This window comes from Halomonas fontilapidosi (genome assembly GCF_014192285.1).
GTDB lineage: Bacteria > Pseudomonadota > Gammaproteobacteria > Pseudomonadales > Halomonadaceae > Halomonas > Halomonas fontilapidosi.
Genome location: NZ_JACHXQ010000007.1, coordinates 189,353 through 205,808, shown reverse-complemented (window position 1 = coordinate 205,808; position 16,456 = coordinate 189,353). Strand labels below are relative to the sequence as shown.

The window sequence follows — 16,456 nt, the reverse complement described above, 5'->3', positions numbered from 1 at the left end:
CGAGTCGCTTGCCTTGAATGTTTCAGTGACTGGTCACCGACATCCCGACAAGCGCCCACATGAATTACCTGATCGATTGTTAAAGAGCGGCTCCGGACTCTCGTAAGAGAGAGGAGCGTCTCGCTGTTGCCGTCGTGCCAGCTGCATCAATGATGCGGCGGTCTCGCCGGCGCCCTGCGAGGAAGGCGTATTCTACGTGATCGGCGCTCGATGTCAACCCTGTGTGGCGCTCCGAAGAAGCAAAGCGGGTGACCGAACTCTCACCTCGCCGAAGCGACGTGAGTGCCGATCCAGAGCCCTCAGCTGATCCAGGAAAAGCCGTCAGCGGGTCTCTGTCACGAGTGGCGAGCATTCTACCGAATGCGGCGAGTTCGTCAAGCGGGAATTTTCCAAGCGTTTCGAAAAACCCAAATGGAAACAAGCACTTCTGCCACTATCACCGCCTGCAACGTTTTCCCGTCGCCGGCAGCGGATGCGCACTTTACGGCCTGAAGCCGAAGCACGCAACCCCTGCCCGCAGAAAAATATAGCTCAGCATTCCACAGCACGCCATAACGATCGCCACATGACATCACGGCGTTGTTGCAGCCCCGCCCCGGCGCACGAAAAAGAAAGGGGCGGAACGGGTAACGCTTAGATGACAAAGAGATCGACGAAGCGATTGACCGGAGTGCTCTCCAGGCGCACCGGCTCCTCGCATAGCGTCAGGATCTCGTCGCAGCGACCTGCCGGGAACCGCGTTGCGAGGTTACGCCGGAACTTGTCAACCAGCAGCGGAATCCCCTCAGCTCGACGGCGGCGATGCCCCACCGGGTATTCGACTTCGACCTTCTCCGTGGCGCTACCGTCCTTGAACAAGACCTGGATAGCGTTGGCGATGGAGCGTTTCTCGGGGTCGTAGTAATCCCTGGAGTAGGTCTCGTCCTCGACCACTTCCATCTTGGCGCGAAGCTCATCGATCAGCGGATTGGCCGCGTGGAATTCGTCCTCGTAATGCTCGGCGGTGAGGCTGCCGAATATCAGGGGGACGGCGGTCATGTACTGCAGGCAGTGGTCGCGATCCGCCGGGTTGGCCAGGCTGCCCTCCTTGGAAATGATGCGTATCGCCGAGTCATGGGTGGTCAAGACAATTCGGTCGATCTCCTGCAGGCGGTCCTTGACCTCAGGGTGGAGGGTGACGGCAGCCTCGCACGCCGTCTGGGAATGAAACTCGGCCGGGAAGGAGATCTTGAAGAGGATGTTCTCCATCACGTAGGTGCCGAAGTCGCGCTGGAAGCTGAACTTGCGCTCCTCGGCCGGCTTGAGAGCCAAATCCCGGTTGGTATGGCTGAAGAGGATGTCGTAGAACCCCCACTGCGGCGCCGAAAGGACACCGGGAATGCCCATCTCGCCGCGCATGGCGATATCGGCCAGACGCACGGCACGCGAGGTAGCATCCCCGGCGGCCCAGCTCTTGCGAGAGCCGGCATTAGGGGCGTGACGATAGGTGCGCAAGCTCTGCCCGTCGACCCAGGCATGTGACAGTGCCGAGAGCAGCTGCTCGCGATCGGCGCCCATCAGCTTGGCCACCACGGCGGTCGACGCCACCTTGACCAGTACCACGTGATCGAGGCCGACGCGGTTGAAGGAGTTGTCGAGGGCCAGGACGCCCTGGATCTCATGGGCCATGATCATGGCCTCGAGCACCTCGCGCATCATCAACGGCGATTCGCCCAGGGCCAGACGCTTCTGGGAGAGGTGGTCGGCGATGGCCAGGATCCCCCCCAGATTGTCGGAGGGATGGCCCCACTCGGCAGCCAGCCAGGTGTCGTTGTAGTCGAGCCAACGAATGGTGGCCCCGATATCCCAGGCGGCCTTGACCGGGTCCAGCCGAAACGAGGTCCCCGGCACGCGAGCCCCGTTGGGCACTACGGTGCCTTCAGCCAGGGGACCCAGGTGCTTGGTACACTCGGGAAAGCGCAGCGCCAGAAGGCCACACCCCAGCGTGTCCATCAGGCAATAACGGGCGGTGTCGAACGCCTCGCTGCTGTTGATCGTGAAGCCGAGGACATAATCGGCAATCTTCTGCAGCTCGCTGTCATAGTCGGGCCGCACATTGGCTTCCACTGTGCTCATGTTCGCCTCCGGTCACACCTTCATGGGATTACCCACACTATATAAAAAACGCCCCGAGTCCTGCGAACCCGGGGCGCTCCTTCCGCTCGGCCGGCTTGTGCTCAGAAGCTGTCACCGGGGATGCGGACCCAGCCTTCCATCAGCACGCGGGCACTGCGACTCATGACCGCCTGGTCGATCACCCAGCGACCGTCCACCAGGCTCGCCTCGGCGCCAACGCCCAGCGAGCCGGAGGGATGGCCGAAGGTCACCGCATTACGCTTGCCGCCACCGGCGGCCAGGTTGACCAGGGTACCCTCGATAGCCGCTGCGGAGGCGATGGCCACCGCCGCTGTGCCCATCATGGCATGGTGAAGCTTGCCCATGGAGAGCGCCCTCACCACCAGATCGACCTCGCCACTGGTGACCTGCTTGCCACTGGAGGAGAGGTAGTCGGCGGGCGGGGCGACAAAGGCCACCTTGGGGGTATGCTGGCGGGCCGCCGCCTCGCTGACGTCAGCGATCAATCCCATGCGGACCGCACCGTGGGCGCGGATGGCCTCGAACATCGCCAGCGCCTGGGGATCGCCGTTGATGGCTTCCTGCAGCTCGGTGCCGGTATAGCCGATGTCGGCGGCATTGACGAAGACGGTCGGGATACCGGCATTGATCATGGTCGCCTTGAGTGTACCGCCCGGCACCACCTCAGCGGGCACCTCCAGGTCGTCGACCAGATTCCCCGTGGGGAAGATCGCGCCCTCGCCGTCCGCCGGGTCCTTGAAGGCCACCGGCACTTCGGCGGCCGGGAAGGTCACCCCATCCAGCTCGAAGTCGCCGGTCTCCTGGACCTCGCCGCCGCTGATGGGCACCCGCGAGACGATGGTCTTGCCGATATTGGCCTGCCAGATGCGTACCTCGACTTCACCGTTCTCCGGGATACGCGACGGGTCTATCAGGCCGTTGCTGATCGCGAAGGGCCCCACCGCCGCTGAGAGGTTACCGCAGTTGCCGCTCCAGTCGACAAAGGGCTTGTCGATGGAGACCTGACCGAACAGATAGTCCACATCATGCTCAGCGCTCTCGCTTTTCGACAGGATCACGGTCTTGCTGGTGCTGGAGGTCGCTCCCCCCATGCCATCGATCTGTTTCTGGTAGGGATCGGGGCTGCCGATGACTCGCATCAGCAGACGATCACGGGCCTCGCCCGGTACCTGCGCGGCCTCCGGCAGGTCGCTGAGCTTGAAGAACACACCCTTGCTGGTCCCGCCACGCATATAGGTAGCAGGAACGCGAATCTGGGATACATGTGCCATGGAAATCGACTCCGAAGGGAAAGCTGCCGCGCCTGGAGGCGCGGCAGAAAGGAAGGATGCAGCTGCCCACAGAGAAGGGCGCCGGGGGCTTAGCTAACCGCTTCGACCTCGGACTCCAGGAAGTCCTTGGCAAAGCGCTGCAACACGCCGCCAGCGGAGTAGACGGTCACCTCCTCGGCGGTATCCAGGCGGCAGATCACCGGTACGCGATCGACCTCACCGGTCTTGCGGTGAATCACCAATTCCAGCTTGGCGCCCGGCGCCGGCTTGCCTTCGACATCATAGGTCTCGGTGCCATCGAGCTGCAGGGTGTGTCGAGTTGTGCCCTCCAGGAACTGCAGCGGCATCACGCCCATGCCGATCAGGTTGGTACGATGGATACGCTCGAAGCCCTCGGCAACGATCGCCTCGACCCCGGCCAGCGCCACGCCTTTGGCCGCCCAGTCACGCGATGAGCCCTGGCCGTAATCGGCACCGGCGATGACGATCAGCGGCTGCTTGCGCTCCATGTAGGTCTCGATGGCTTCCCACATGCGCGTCACCTCGCCTTCCGGCTCGACCCGCGCCAGCGATCCCTGCCGCACCTCGCCGTTGTCGTCCCGCACCATCTCGTTGAACAGCTTGGGGTTGGCCAGGGTCGCCCGCAGGGCGGTGAGGTGGTCACCGCGGTGCGTGGCGTAGGAATTGAAGTCCTCCTCCGGGAGGCCCATCTTGTGCAGGTATTCACCTGCTGCACTGTCCATCATGATGGCGTTGGACGGCGACAGGTGGTCGGTGGTGATGTTGTCGGGCAGGATCGCCAGCGGCCGCATCCCCTTGAGCGCCCGCACCGACGCCATGTTGCCTTCCCAGTAGGGGGGCCGGCGAATGTAGGTGCTCTGGGGGCGCCAGTCGTAGAGCGGGCTCTCGGCCTTCTCGACGGCATCCAGGTCGAACATCGGAATGTAGACCTGCTTGAACTGCTCCGGCTTGACGAACTCGCCGACGATGGCATCGATCTCTTCGTCGGAGGGCCAGAGATCCTTGAGGGTCACCGGATTGCCCTGCGGATCGGTGCCCAGCACGTCCTTCTCGATGTCGAACCGCACCGTTCCGGCGATGGCATAGGCGACCACCAGCGCCGGCGAGGCCAGGAAGGCCTGCTTGGCATGGGGATGAATGCGTCCATCGAAGTTGCGGTTGCCCGAGAGCACCGCGGTGGAGTAGAGATCTCGGTCGATGATCTCCTGCTGGATCTGGGGATCCAGGGCACCGGACATGCCGTTACAGGTGGTGCAGGCATAGGCAACGATGCCGAAACCAAGCTTTTCTAGCTCGGAGAGCAGACCGGCCTCTTCCAGATAGAGGCGCGCCACCTTGGACCCCGGCGCGAAGGAAGACTTCACCCAGGGTTTGCGCGTAAGCCCGAGCTCATTGGCCTTCTTGGCCAGGAGAGCAGCGCCCACCACGTTGCGCGGATTGGAGGTGTTGGTGCAGCTGGTGATGGCGGCGATGATCACCGCGCCATCGGGCATCTTGCCCGCCTTCTCTTGCGCCTGAGCCTGATCGTAATCCACGGCGACGCCACGCTCATGCAGGGCGCTGGTGGGCAGGCGGCGATGCGGATTGGAGGGGCCAGCCAAGTTCCGCTCGACGCTGGAGAGGTCGAAGGTCAGCACCCGCTCATACTTGGCCTCGGCCAGGCTGTCGGCCCACAGGCCGGTCTGTTTGGCATAGGTCTCGACCAGCTCGACCTGCTCCGGCTCGCGGCCGGTGAGCGTCAGGTAGTCGATGGTCTGCTCGTCGATGTAGAACATCGCCGCGGAGGCGCCATACTCCGGGGTCATGTTGGAGATGGTGGCGCGGTCGCCGATGGTCAGGCTCTTGGCACCTTCGCCGAAGAACTCGAGGTAAGCGCCAACCACGCGCTGCTTGCGCAGGAACTCGGTGATCGCCAGCACGATATCGGTGGCAGTAATGCCCGGCTTGGGTTTGCCGGTCAACTCCACGCCGACGATGTCGGGCAGGCGCATCATCGAGGGGCGACCCAGCATCACCGTCTCGGCCTCCAGGCCACCCACCCCAACAGCGATCACGCCCAGGCAATCGATATGCGGGGTGTGACTGTCGGTGCCTACACAGGTATCGGGGTAGGCCACGCCGTCACGTGCCTGCACCACCGGCGACATCTTCTCCAGGTTGATCTGGTGCATGATGCCGTTGCCGGCGGGGATCACATCGACGTTCTCGAACGCGGTCTTGGTCCACTCGATGAAGTGGAAGCGATCCTCGTTGCGACGATCCTCGACGGCGCGGTTCTTGTCGAAGGCATCCGGATCAAAGCCAGCATGTTCCACGGCCAGCGAGTGATCGACGATCAACTGCGTCGGGACCACCGGGTTGACCTTGGCAGGGTCACCGCCCTGCTCGGCAATGGCGTCGCGCAGGCCGGCCAGGTCGACCAGCGCCGTCTGGCCAAGAATGTCGTGGCACACCACCCGCGCCGGATACCAGGGAAAGTCCAGGTCTCGGCGGCGCTCGATCAGCTGTTTGAGGGCGTCGGTGAGCAGTTCGGGTTCGCAGCGGCGAACCAGCTGCTCGGCGAGCACCCGGGAGGTATAGGGCAGGGTGTCATAGGCACCAGGCTCGATATCCTCGACGGCCGCACGCACGTCGAAGTAGTCCAGCTCGGTACCGGGAAGCGGTTTACGATAATCGGTGTTCATGGCGTCTGGGGGTCTCTCACTGACGACTGGCGCGGGGCGCGGGGATAGAGGCAAAGCAGGACGGCCCCATGGAGCCGTCCAGATGACAGCAGGCGATCAGTCGCGCTGTTCGATGGGCACCCACTCGCTCTTCTCCGGGCCCACGTAGTCGGCGCTCGGACGAATGATGCGGTTATTGGCGCGCTGCTCGAAGACATGCGCCGCCCAGCCGGTGAGGCGCGAGCAGACGAAGATCGGCGTGAACAGCTTGGTGGGAATGTCCATGAAGTGGTAGGCGCTGGCGTGGAAGAAATCCGCGTTGCAGAACAGCTTCTTCTCGCGCCACATGACCTCCTCGACCCGCTCGGAGACCGGATACAGCACGCTGTCGCCCACGTCCTCGGCCAGCTTCTTCGACCAGTGCTTGATGATGGCATTGCGCGGGTCGGAGTCGCGGTAGATCGCATGACCGAAGCCCATGATCTTGTCCTTGCGCTCGAGCATGCCCATGATTTCGCGCTCGGCCTCTTCCGGCGAGGTCCAGTTCTCGATCATCGCCATGGCCGCCTCGTTGGCACCACCGTGCAGCGGGCCACGCAGGGTACCGATAGCGCCGGTCACACAGGAGTGCATGTCAGAGAGCGTGGATGCACACACCCGCGCGTTGAAGGTGGAGGCATTGAACTCGTGCTCGGCGTAGAGGATCAACGAGACGTTCATCACCCCGGCGTGGAGCTCGGAGGCCGGCTCGCCGCGCAGCATGTGCAGGAAATGGCCGCCCACGGAGGCATCGTCGGTCTCGGTCTCGATGCGCACGCCGTCGTGGCTGAAGCGGTACCAATAGCAGATGATCGAGGGCAGCACCGCCAGCAGGCGGTCGGAGACATCCTGCTGCTCATCGAAGCTCTGCTCGGTTTCCAGATTACCCAGCATGGACGCGCCGGTGCGCATCACGTCCATGGGGTGGGCGTCCTTGGGGATCTGCTCGAGCACGGTCTTGAGCGCATCAGGCAGACTGCGCAACCCCTTGAGCTTGGTGATATAGGCATCCAGCTCGCCTTGGTTGGGCAGCTTGCCCTTGAGCAGAAGGTAGGCGACTTCCTCGAACTTGGCCTTCTCGGCCAGCTCCTTGATGTCGAAGCCGCGGTAGGTCAGGCCTGAGCCAGTCTTGCCGACGGTACACAGCGCGGTAGTGCCTGCACTCTGGCCGCGCAGGCCGGCGCTGCTGTTGGTCTTCTCTGCCATGTCGTATCTCCTTTGCTGTCTCGTGTTCCGGTTTCGCCAAGCGCGCTGGGCTCAGGCGTCGTCGCCCTTCTCGGCAAACAGCGCGTCGAGCTTGCGTTCGAAGTCGTGATAGTTGAGGAAGTCGTAGAGCTCGTCACGGGTCTGCATGAGGTCGACCACATCGCGCTGATGGCCCTTGTCATGAATGCTCTGGTAAACCTTGAGCGCTGCGGCATTCATGGCACGGAAGGCGGACAGCGGGTAGAGCACCATGCGACAGCCCACTTCGCCCAGCTCCTGCTGGCTGAACAGCGGCGTGGCGCCAAACTCGGTAATGTTGGCCAGGATCGGTGCATCAACGCGCTCACAGAACGCCGTGTAATCGTCCAGCGTATGTACTGCCTCGGCGAAGATAGCGTCGGCGCCGGCTTCGATACAGGCATTGGCCCGATCGATGGCGGCATCCAGGCCATCCTTCTGGAAGGCATCGGTACGCGCGATCAGGTAGAAATCCGGATCGATCCGGGCATCGGCGGCGGCTTTGACGCGGTCGACCATTTCCTGCTGTGAAACGATCGCCTTGTTGGGACGGTGGCCGCAGCGTTTCTGCGCCACCTGGTCCTCCAGGTGCACGGCAGCCACGCCGGCGCGCTGCATCTCCTTGACGGTGCGGGCGATATTGAAGGCACCGCCCCAGCCAGTGTCGATATCCACCAGCAGCGGCACATCGGTCGCGCCGCAGATGCGATGGGCGTCCTGCACCACGTCGTTCATGGTGGTCATGCCGAGGTCGGGCAGGCCGAAGGAGGCATTGGCCACGCCGCCGCCGGAGAGGTAAATCGCCGGGTGGCCCACCTTCTCGGCCATCATGGCGGTATAGGCATTGATGGTGCCTACAATGGACAGCGGCCGGTTGGCCTCCAGTGCGGCGCGAAAGCGGGCGCCAGGCGTGGCTTGGGTCATGACAGTGCTCCTTGGTTGATCGGCTAGCCTTGGGTGGTGGACGTGACGTGCGGCGTGAGAGTGGCGGCATAACGCTCGACGACATTGGCCCGGGACGCGCTGACGTGGCGGCGCATCAGCAGCTCCGCCAGCTCCGCGTCACCGGCCTCGATGGCATCGACGATGCGGTGGTGTTCGACGAAGGCGCGCTGGGGACGCGTTCCGCTGGCACTGAACTGGGTGCGATAGAGTCGCACCAGATAGTAGAGGTCATCACAGAGCATGCCCGTCAACATCTTGTTATGGCTGCCCTGGACGATGCGGAAGTGAAAATCCAGATCCCCCTCGCGCTGGTAATACGCCTCACCGCGGCGCAGGTCGGCCTGCCGCTCATGCAAGGCCAGCACGTCACGCAGCCCGGCGATCTCGGCAGCCGTCATGTTCTCGGCGGCGAGCCGGGCCGCCATGCTCTCCAGGGCCTCGCGCACATCAAAGAGCTCGAGCAGCTCTTTCATGGAAAGCTTGACGACACGGGCTCCCACATGGGGAACTCGCTCGATCAAGCGATGCGCCTCGAGGCGACGCATGGCTTCTCTCAGCGGTCCGCGAGAGATCCCGAAGGACCGGGAAAGTCCCGGCTCGGTGATCTTGCTGCCCGGCGCCAGTTCGCCCCTGACGATGGCGTCCTGCAACTGCTGGAAGACACGCTCCGCCAGCGTGCGGACTTCGGGGGTCGTGACCTGTTCAGGTGCGGCTGAATTCATGGTAATTGTCGACAATCATGTGATGGGTGAACTGTAGACATTGCCTCACTTGGGGTCAACAGGCCAGCCCAGCGAAGAGCTTAACCTTTGGTTGTAGACAACCACGGCGCAAAACTCACCAGTGTCGACAATGATAAGGCGCTTGAATGGCCATTAACGGGAAGAGAGTTGGCAGCGGATGGGACAAGTCGGCTCTCGAGTCCTAGAATGGAGCGCCAGTTTCGGAAAGATGCCGCGATGACACCACCGATCGAGATCGCCCCCCTGCCCTATCACGTGGATCCGCTGTGCTATTTTGCGGCACTGCGCGACAGGCCCGGTGCCGTGCTGCTCGATACCGGTCGGCCATCGGCCCCGGGTGGCCGCTACGACATTCTCAGCTGCGATCCGCTCGCGCTGCTCGAGGTTGATGCCGACGGCCAGGTACAAGGCGACCCGGCATTGTCGGCACTCTCCCCCTTCGCCGCCCAGCAAGCACTGCTCGAGCGGCTGCCGAGCAACGTGCCGGATAGCCAACTGCCCTTCCTCGGCGGACTCATCGGCTACTGGAGCTACGACCTCGGGCAGCGACTCGAGCCGGTGAGCGGACAGGCACAACAGGCGGTCAAGCTGCCGGCCAGCCGGGTCGGCCTCTATGACTGGGCATTGATCCAGGACCATGAGTGTCAGCAAAGCTGGCTGGTGGCAAGTGCCTCACGACGTCGCCAGGTGCTCAAGTGGCTGGAAAGGTCACCGCGACCAGCGGCTGACTTCCGCCTGACCGCCCCTTTTAGCGCCGAGATGAGTCGTGACGATTACCTGACACGCTTTGACACCGTGCAGGACTACATCCGCGCCGGCGACTGCTACCAGATCAACCTGGCACAGCGCTTCAGCGCCCCGTTCGAGGGTGATCTCTGGACCGCCTACCGTCGACTGCGCGCCACCACGCCCACGCCCTTTGCCGGCTACCTGGCCTGGGAGGACAAGGCGATCCTCTCACTCTCACCGGAGCGCTTCCTGCTCTGCCGGGAAGGTCGGGTGGAGACCCGGCCGATCAAGGGCACGCGACCCCGCGGCGCGACGCCCGAAGAGGATCGCCGGCTGGCCCGGACGCTGACCGCAAGTCTCAAGGACCGTGCCGAGAATGTGATGATCGTCGACCTGCTGCGCAATGACCTGGGCCGGGTATGCCGACCCGGCAGCGTAAAGGTCCCGCAGCTCTGCGGCCTGGAAAGCTATGCCAACGTGCATCACCTGGTCAGCGTGATAACCGGCGAGCTGGCCCGAGGCGCCTCGCCGCTGGACCTGCTGGCCGCTGCCTTTCCCGGCGGCTCCATTACCGGCGCCCCCAAGGTGCGGGCCATGCAGATCATCGACGAGTTGGAGCCTAGCCGTCGCAGCGCCTACTGCGGCAGTCTCGGCTACGTGGATGTGCGCGGCCAGATGGACACCTCCATCGCCATTCGCAGCGTGGTGGCCGAGGGGGGAGCGCTGCACCTCTGGGGTGGGGGCGGTCTGGTCGCCGACTCGCGCGGCGAAGACGAATACACCGAGACGCTGGACAAGATCCGCCACCTGATGCACGCCCTGATGGCCGCCAGCGACGATCCGTCATGGAATAAAGAAAGGCTTTCTTTAATTCAATAAAGAATAGATATCCAATGAATCGGTATTGGGGAAGCGCTCACCGGCTCTGCTAGGGTACGCCAGACACACGACCACCTGTCCGGGAGCCCCTCATGGAGCCGCAACTCGACGTCATCAACCGGGAGCTTGGCAACGACCCCGAGGCCTTGATCCGCTGGGCGCTGGAACAGGGACAACGGCCAATCTGCACGACCAACTTCCGCCCTTTCGAGGCCGTTATTCTGCACATGGTCACTCGCCAGCAGCCGCATATCCCGGTCGTCTGGATGGACAGTGGCTACAACACCGACGCCACCTACCGGTTTGCCGACGAGTTGATACAGCGCCTGAACCTCAATCTGGTGAGCTACCTGCCACGCCGCTCGCGAGCGCATCGCGAAGCACTCGAAGGCCCGGCCCCGGGGATCGAGGAACCAGGCCATACCGCCTTCACCCGAGAAGTGAAACTCGAACCCTTCGAGCGAGCCCTGCACGAGATGTCACCCGATGTGTGGTTCACCGCCCTGCGGGCCGAGGACACCCCCGAGCGTGCCCAAATGACACCGGTGAACCGCAGCAGCGACGGCCTGCTCAAGGTCTCGCCGCTCCTGCACTGGACGGCACGTGATCTCTATCACTACCTGCAGACCCACGACTTGCCCAACAATTTCGACTACTTCGATCCCACCAAGGTGGAGGAGAAGCGCGAGTGCGGCCTGCACCTCCAGCACTGACGATCGCGACGGCCGGGAGAAAAGCAACGGCAGGATATCGAGCCGTCGCTCAGCGAGACGGCAGCTCGATATCCTTGAAGAGCATCTCCTCGTGACGCGGGCCGGCGACCAGGGCCGCGTCGACCAGATCCCGTGTCAGGTGACTGGCAAAGCCTTCCAGGAAGTCATACATGTAGCCGCGCATGAAAGTGCCGCGGCGAATGCCGATCTTGGTGGTAGAACTCGCGAAGAGGTGGCCAGCCTCCACCGCCACCAGGTCGGTGTCGTGCTCGGCATCCACGGCCATGTGGGCGACGATGCCCACCCCCATCCCCAGACGCACGTAGGTCTTGATGACATCGGCATCGGCCGCGGTGAGCACCACGTTGGGCGTCAGGCCACGGGCGCGGAAGGCATCGTCGAGCTGGGAGCGCCCGGTGAAGCCGAAGACATAGGTGACCAGTGGATAGTCCGCCAGGTCCTCGAGCGTCAGCGCCTCCAACTGGGCGAGTGGATGGCCCTGAGGCACCAGGATGCAGCGGTTCCATCGATAGCAAGGCAGCAAGACGAGGTCGTTGAAGAGCTCCAGAGACTCGGTGGCGATAGCGAAATCGGCCTGGCCATCGCTGACCATCTGAGCGATCTGTTTCGGGGTACCCTGCTGCATGTGCAGCGCCACGTCGGGATACTTCCGGGTAAAGTCGCTGATTACCGGCGGCAGCGCATAACGCGCCTGGGTGTGAGTGGTAGCGATCGCCAAGCTGCCGCGACGCTCGTCGCTGTGCTCCTGAGCGACCTCCTTGATGTTCTCGGCAAGCCTCAGCACCTGACCAGCCAGTTCGATGATCGCCTGACCTGCCGGCGTTACGCGGGTGAGGTGCTTGCCGCTGCGGGCGAAAATCTCGACACCGAGTTCGTCCTCGAGCAGGCGAATCTGCTTTGAAATGCCCGGCTGAGAGGTAAAGAGGCTTTGAGCCGTCGCCGAGACGTTGAGGTTGTGACGCGAAACCTCCCAGATGTAGCGAAGCTGCTGAAGCTTCATGACTGCCCTCCCTCGCATGTCGTGGGCGCTTTTAAATACCTGCAAGACATAAGAAAATTATTCATGATCACTTTATAGCATAGCCTGCCCAGCGCGGTGCAACCGCTTTCCCTGCGCCCTCCCCTACCGAGGGGATTTGCCAGCACTCCGGTCGGCCGCTAACATCGTCCGACCGGGCATGGCTCGCATGCCCCCCCATCCGCTCGATGCAGCGCAACGAAACTGGAGAATCACATGGCCAATAACGTCGATGTCACCAATGCCAACTTCGAGCAGGAAGTCCTCAAGGCCGACGCGCCGGTCCTGCTGAAGTTCTGGGCCCCCTGGTGTGGTCCCTGCAAGGTGATGGCACCGGTGGTCGACGAGGTCGCCGAGGAACGTAACGGCAACCTCAAGGTCGTCAGCATCAATGTAGACGATGCCCCCGAGATCGCCGCCGAGCAGGGGGTGCGCGGGGTCCCGACCGTGATGCTGTTCAAGTCCGGCACCAAGGTCGCCTCGCTGGTCGGCGCGCAGTCCAAGTCGCAGCTCAGCCAGTTCATCGACCAGAACGCCTGATCGCGCCGCGACGCCCTGACGCTTCATCGCCTCGGCCCCGGCCGGGGCGATGTCGTTTCACGCCCTACTCTTCCTCGCGCTTCGACGGCGGGCGGTCGGCCTGGTCGATGGGCGCACCGTCGCCCGGCCCCAACAGGTGGGCGATCCAGCGGGTCTCGGGGTGACTGTCCAGAGCGATCTTCAAGGTCATCGTCAGCACCACCGAGAGCAGCATCCCCGCCGCGCCGAAGATCCAGCCCCAGACCACCAGCGAAAGGAAGGCCACGAAGGTCGAAAGCCCCAGCGCCTTGCCCATCACACGCGGCTCGACGAGATTGCCCATCACGAAATTGATCCCCAGATACGCCGCGGAAAGTATCAGGGCCTCGAACAGACCGCCTTCCGGGGACACCAGCAGCAACATGACCGGCGGCAAGGCCGCGATGGCAGAACCGATATTGGGAATGTAGTTCAGGGCAAAGGCCAGTACCGCCCACAGCAGGGGGAACTCGACGCCCACCAGTTTGCAGGCCACCCAGATGAATGCACCGGTCACCAGACTGATCAGTGTCTTTACCGCCAGATAACGCTTCAACGTGAGACTGAACTCGCTGAAGCGGCGCAGACTGGGTGCCGGGTTGACCAGGGCACGGGATAGCTTGTCGCGAAAATTCAGGGTTTCAAACAGCAGAAACATCACCAGCAACGCCACCACGATGCTCTGCATCATCATGTTGCCCACTTCGCCGAGCACCGCGGGAATCCAGTTGCCCAACTGTTCCGCATCCAGCAGGTCGGCCAGTCGGTCAGTATCGATCGCCAGCCCCATCCCGGCCAGCCCGTCGAGAAGCCCCAGGTAATACTGATAGAGCTTCTGCTCGATGCCCGGAAGGGCATCGACGAAGGTATCGAAACTGTTGACCAGCAGCAGACCAAGCAGGGAAAGGAAGACACCGATTACCACCAGCGTCAGCCACACGGCCAGCCGTCGGCTAAGCCCCAGGCGGTGCAGCCACTCCACGGGCGCGGTACAGACGACTGCGATGAACAGCGCCAACAGAAGCGGCACCAGTAGGCTGGAGCCCACCCGCATTCCCGCGACGATGACCACCAGGGCAGCCAGTGTCAGGGTCAGATTCAGAGGGATAGTACTCGGCTCACTGTCGTTGGAGTGCAGCATGCACGGACTCACGGCCATTGAAAGTTCGCTCATGATGCCGGGGCGCAAGGCAATTGCATAGCACGGAACCATCCCCGGCACGCACGCTCCAAGCCGGAACACTCGCCATGCGACAAGGAGAGCGCCATGCCGATTGCCCGCGCACTAAGACCGCTATGCTTGCCGGCCCTGGCCGCATTGATGGCCATAGCATCGTTGCCGATGTTACCCCGCGCTCTGGCCGCGGACACGCCCGGCCGCGTGGATGTCCAGGCCGAAGCCGAGCTGCAGGTAGTGCCGGATCGTGCCACGCTCAGTGCCCGCCTATGGGAACACACGCCGGCCATCGCCCGAGGCGACTCGCCCGAGAGCGATCCGGATGCCCTGCGCGAGGCTCGGGACCGACTGGAAGCGCGGGCCGCCAGCCTGATTCGGACCCTGGAAGCCGCAGGGCTCGAGCGAGAGGCGATTCGCGCCGGTTCCCTGAACGTGCACCCCGAACACCTGCCCGGAGAGCAGCGCGACACGGCCGAGCGCGAGACGCTGGTCCGCACCCGACTCGAGCGCCCCGTTCGCCTTCAGCTCGACGACCTCGAGCAGCTGCCTGCGGTGCTCGACGCGCTAACCGAGGCCGAGGTGGATGCCCTCGACGGGGTGAGCTACGACCTGTCCGACCGCGCTGCCGCAACCGACCAGGCACTGGTCAAGGCACTGGAGAAGGCGCGACACAAGGCCACCCTGATGGCCGAAACGCTGGGCATCGACCTGGGTAAAGTCATCAATGTCAGCGAGACCCGCTCACCGGTCTTCCAGCCGCGGATGATGGCCATGAGTGCCGAAGCCCAGGAGAGCCGGCCCCAGGCCGAGTACCGTCCCGGCACCGTCACCATCGAGGCAGGCGTCAGCGTCAGCTGGAAAATAGCGCCGTAAGCCAGGTCAGACGTTAATGGTATCGACGCCACCCATGTAGGGGCGCAGCGCGTCGGGAATGCGGATCGAGCCATCAGCCTGCTGGTGGTTCTCCATCACCGCCAGCAGGCAGCGCCCTACCGCCAGACCGGAGCCATTGAGGGTGTGCAGCAGCTGCGGCTTCTTCTGCTCGGGATGGCGGAAACGCGCCTGCATGCGCCGTGCCTGGAACGCCTCGCAGTTGGAGACCGAGGAGATCTCGCGGTAGGTCTCCTGGCTGGGCAACCACACCTCCAGGTCATAGGTCTTGGCCGCTCCGAAGCCCATGTCGCCGGTACACAGCGTCACCACGCGATAGGGCAGCGCCAGCGCCTGGAGGATCGCCTCGGCGTGGCCGCGCATCTCCTCGAGGGCGTCATCGCTGGTCGTCGGGTCGACCAGCTGCACCATCTCGACCTTGTCGAACTGGTGCTGACGGATCATGCCGCGGGTATCGCGACCGTGAGAACCCGCCTCGCTGCGAAAGCAGGGGGTGTGGGCGGTGAGCTTCACCGGCAGTGCGCTGTGATCGATGATTTCGTCGCGGGCGAAGTTGGTCAGCGGCACCTCGGCAGTCGGAATCAGATGGTAGCCACGCTCGTCGTCGAGACGAAACAGATCCTCACCGAACTTGGGCAGCTGGCCGGTACCGAACAGGGAGGTCTCGTTGACCATGTAGGGGACATAGCACTCTTCATAGCCATGCTCGAGGGTCTGCTTGTCGAGCATGAACTGGGTCAGCGCCCGGTGCAGCCGCGCGATGGGGCCACGCATCACCGCGAAGCGGGCACCGGTCAGCTTGGCCGCCAGATCGAAGTCCAGATCGCCCCTGAGCGCCCCCAGGTCGACATGATCGCGCACGGCGAAGTCGAACGCTCGTGGCGTCCCCCAGCGGTGGAGCTCGACGTTGTCGTCCTCGCTCTCGCCCACCGGCACACTCTCCTGGGGCAGGTTGGGCAGACCGCTGACGAGTTCATCCCACTCGCTCTGTATCTCGGCGAGGCGTGCCTTGGCGGCGTCCAGACGCTCGCCCAGATCGGAGACCTCATCGAGCAGCGGCTGGATGTCCTCGCCCTGAGCCTTGGCCTTGCCGATCGCCTTGGAGCGGGTGTTGCGCTCGTTCTGCAGAGACTCGGTCTGTGCCTGCAGCTCGCGCCGCCGGGACTCCAGCGCCTCGAGACGGTCGGTGTCGAGGGCGAAGCCCCGCTTGGCCAGTCGTTGGGCGACCGCATCGAGGTCGCTGCGCAGCAGTTTGGGGTCGAGCATGGAATCCGGTCCGTTGCAGTCGTGAAATCGGGAACCGCCAGCGCCGGGCGTCCCGGCGATGGCATCGGCAAACAGGGCGCCTATTGTAGGCAAAAGGCTACAGCGGCGCCACGCGCCACCCAGCCGACGCCACCAGACGTTGGCCCCCGGGGGTAGGATGCA

13 protein-coding genes are annotated in these 16,456 nt (G+C 63.7%); 4 read left to right on the top strand and 9 right to left on the bottom strand.

Going from position 1 to position 16,456, the window contains the following annotated elements:
• Positions 1-633: 633 nt before the first annotated feature.
• The 6 genes from prpD to FHR95_RS11825 form a co-directional block, all read right to left on the bottom strand.
• Complete coding sequence (gene prpD, locus FHR95_RS11850) at positions 634-2,115, bottom strand: 2-methylcitrate dehydratase (RefSeq protein WP_183314527.1); 1,482 nt, start codon at positions 2,113-2,115, stop codon at positions 634-636.
• 101 nt (positions 2,116-2,216) lie between these two features.
• Positions 2,217-3,407: a 2-methylaconitate cis-trans isomerase PrpF gene (gene prpF, locus FHR95_RS11845; RefSeq protein WP_183314526.1), complete on the bottom strand. Its 1,191-nt coding sequence runs from the start codon at positions 3,405-3,407 to the stop codon at positions 2,217-2,219.
• An 89-nt stretch (positions 3,408-3,496) separates the two neighbouring features.
• Entirely contained in the window at positions 3,497-6,112 is a 2,616-nt protein-coding gene (gene acnD / locus FHR95_RS11840; protein WP_040187795.1) for a Fe/S-dependent 2-methylisocitrate dehydratase AcnD, read from the bottom strand.
• A 96-nt stretch (positions 6,113-6,208) separates the two neighbouring features.
• A complete protein-coding gene (gene prpC / locus FHR95_RS11835; RefSeq protein WP_040187796.1) occupies positions 6,209-7,336 on the bottom strand; it encodes a bifunctional 2-methylcitrate synthase/citrate synthase in 1,128 nt (375 codons plus the stop codon).
• Between the two features lie 51 nt (positions 7,337-7,387).
• Entirely contained in the window at positions 7,388-8,278 is an 891-nt protein-coding gene (gene prpB / locus FHR95_RS11830) for a methylisocitrate lyase (protein WP_040187798.1), read from the bottom strand.
• Between the two features lie 23 nt (positions 8,279-8,301).
• Positions 8,302-9,021, bottom strand: a complete 720-nt coding sequence (locus tag FHR95_RS11825) for a GntR family transcriptional regulator (protein ID WP_040187799.1) — start codon at positions 9,019-9,021, stop codon at positions 8,302-8,304.
• Positions 9,022-9,258: 237 nt separating this feature from the next.
• Here FHR95_RS11825 and pabB point away from each other — a divergent pair, with 237 nt between their 5' ends.
• Together pabB and FHR95_RS11815 are read left to right on the top strand one after the other, a co-directional pair.
• Positions 9,259-10,650 (top strand): aminodeoxychorismate synthase component I, encoded by a 1,392-nt coding sequence (gene pabB, locus FHR95_RS11820; RefSeq protein ID WP_183314525.1) that lies wholly within the window; start codon positions 9,259-9,261, stop codon positions 10,648-10,650.
• 92 nt (positions 10,651-10,742) lie between these two features.
• On the top strand, positions 10,743-11,363 hold the full coding sequence (locus FHR95_RS11815; RefSeq protein WP_183314524.1) for a phosphoadenosine phosphosulfate reductase domain-containing protein: 621 nt from the start codon (positions 10,743-10,745) through the stop codon (positions 11,361-11,363).
• A gap of 49 nt (positions 11,364-11,412) precedes the next feature.
• Here the strand turns inward: FHR95_RS11815 and cysB are convergent, their stop codons facing one another.
• Positions 11,413-12,384 carry an HTH-type transcriptional regulator CysB gene (gene cysB / locus FHR95_RS11810; RefSeq protein WP_183314523.1) on the bottom strand — a complete coding sequence of 324 codons (972 nt, stop codon included), beginning with the start codon at positions 12,382-12,384 and terminating at the stop codon, positions 11,413-11,415.
• Positions 12,385-12,618: 234 nt separating this feature from the next.
• Here cysB and trxA point away from each other — a divergent pair, with 234 nt between their 5' ends.
• A complete protein-coding gene (gene trxA, locus FHR95_RS11805) occupies positions 12,619-12,942 on the top strand; it encodes a thioredoxin (RefSeq protein ID WP_040187802.1) in 324 nt (107 codons plus the stop codon).
• 64 nt (positions 12,943-13,006) lie between these two features.
• Here the strand turns inward: trxA and FHR95_RS11800 are convergent, their stop codons facing one another.
• On the bottom strand, positions 13,007-14,101 hold the full coding sequence (locus FHR95_RS11800; protein ID WP_040187803.1) for an AI-2E family transporter: 1,095 nt from the start codon (positions 14,099-14,101) through the stop codon (positions 13,007-13,009).
• Between the two features lie 126 nt (positions 14,102-14,227).
• Here FHR95_RS11800 and FHR95_RS11795 point away from each other — a divergent pair, with 126 nt between their 5' ends.
• Positions 14,228-15,010 carry an SIMPL domain-containing protein gene (locus FHR95_RS11795; protein ID WP_183314522.1) on the top strand — a complete coding sequence of 261 codons (783 nt, stop codon included), beginning with the start codon at positions 14,228-14,230 and terminating at the stop codon, positions 15,008-15,010.
• 6 nt (positions 15,011-15,016) lie between these two features.
• Here FHR95_RS11795 and serS read toward each other — a convergent pair whose 3' ends face one another.
• Positions 15,017-16,294 carry a serine--tRNA ligase gene (serS, locus tag FHR95_RS11790; RefSeq protein WP_183314521.1) on the bottom strand — a complete coding sequence of 426 codons (1,278 nt, stop codon included), beginning with the start codon at positions 16,292-16,294 and terminating at the stop codon, positions 15,017-15,019.
• Positions 16,295-16,456 lie beyond the last annotated feature (162 nt).